The 1246-nt window shown below is 47.3% G+C and carries 1 protein-coding gene and 1 pseudogene; one reads left to right on the forward strand and one right to left on the reverse strand.

The genetic code is table 11. The features are described from left to right. A pseudogene (locus tag R8269_RS24940) lies at nucleotides 1-592 on the forward strand (lipid A biosynthesis lauroyl acyltransferase); the annotation flags it as partial. Nucleotides 593-652: 60 nt separating this feature from the next. Here the strand turns inward: R8269_RS24940 and pyrE are convergent. Then, nucleotides 653-1246, reverse strand: a 594-nt coding sequence (gene pyrE / locus R8269_RS24945) for an orotate phosphoribosyltransferase (protein ID WP_318090257.1), incomplete at its 5' end; no start/stop codon positions are given.

Genomic DNA, 1246 nt, shown 5'->3' on the forward strand with positions numbered 1-1246 from the left:
TCTAAAAGAAAAAGGCGCGGAAGGGAAAGGCGTATTGTTGTGTTGTGTGCACGCTCTTAACTTAGAAATTACCGCGCGAGCTTTTGCTGTTTTAGGTGTTGCGGGTTACGGCGCATTTCGTCCTCACAACAACCCAGCGTACAACTTCATCCAATATTGGGGGCGCACGCACAACGGCAACAAACTGATTGATCGCAAAGATGTGAAAAAGATGATTCGTGTACTGCGCAGCGGCGAGCGTTTGTTTTACTTACCTGACCACGATTACGGCCGCAATAAATCGGTCTTCGTGCCGTTTTTTGCCATTGATGACGCTTGTACAACAACCGGCACCAGCATTTTAGCCTACACATCAAAATGCGCGATCATTCCAGGTTCTGGTTTCCGCAATGACGAAGGCAAATACGAAATCATCGCTGATAAGTGCATTGAAGCCGATTACCCACAAAAAGATGAAGTGGCTGCAGCGGCTTACATGAACAAGTACGTGGAAGAAGTGATTTTGCGAGCACCTGAGCAATGGATGTGGCTGCACAAACGCTACAAAACCATGCAAGATGAAAACGAGCCCAAAGGCATTCGCTACAAATAAATCGCAAAAGAAAAGGTATCCGATTGGATACCTTTTTTATTGAATTGAAAAAGTGGTAAATTAGATGCCGTATTCCGCGCGGTATGCTTTCACCGCTTCAAGATGCTCGGTCGCGTTACCTTTTTCTTCAAGGTAAGTGATTAAGTCACCCAAACTCACGATAGAAATCACCGCACAACCGAAGTCGCGCTCAACTTCCTGAATCGCAGAAAGTTCGCCTTTGCCTTTCTCTTGGCGGTCGATAGCCACTAATACGCCAGCCAGATCTGCACCATTCGCCTTGATGATTTCCATCGATTCACGAATCGCGGTACCCGCTGTAATCACGTCATCCACCAGCATGATACGACCTTCTAAAGCAGAACCGACTAGATTACCGCCTTCGCCGTGATTTTTTGCTTCTTTACGGTTGAAGCAGTAAGGCGTGTCGATATCGTGGTGATCCGCAAGTGCAACCGCCGTAGTTGTCGCGATTGGAATCCCTTTGTACGCAGGGCCGAATAGAACATCGAATTCGATACCAGAATCCGCAAGTGCTGCCGCGTAGAAACGACCAAGACGCGCTAGGTCACGGCCTGTATTGAAAAGACCAGCGTTAAAGAAGTACGGGCTTTTACGGCCAGATTTCAAAGTAAACTCACCAAACTTAAGAAC

The sequence above is a fragment of the Vibrio sp. Vb0667 genome, assembly GCF_033391095.1.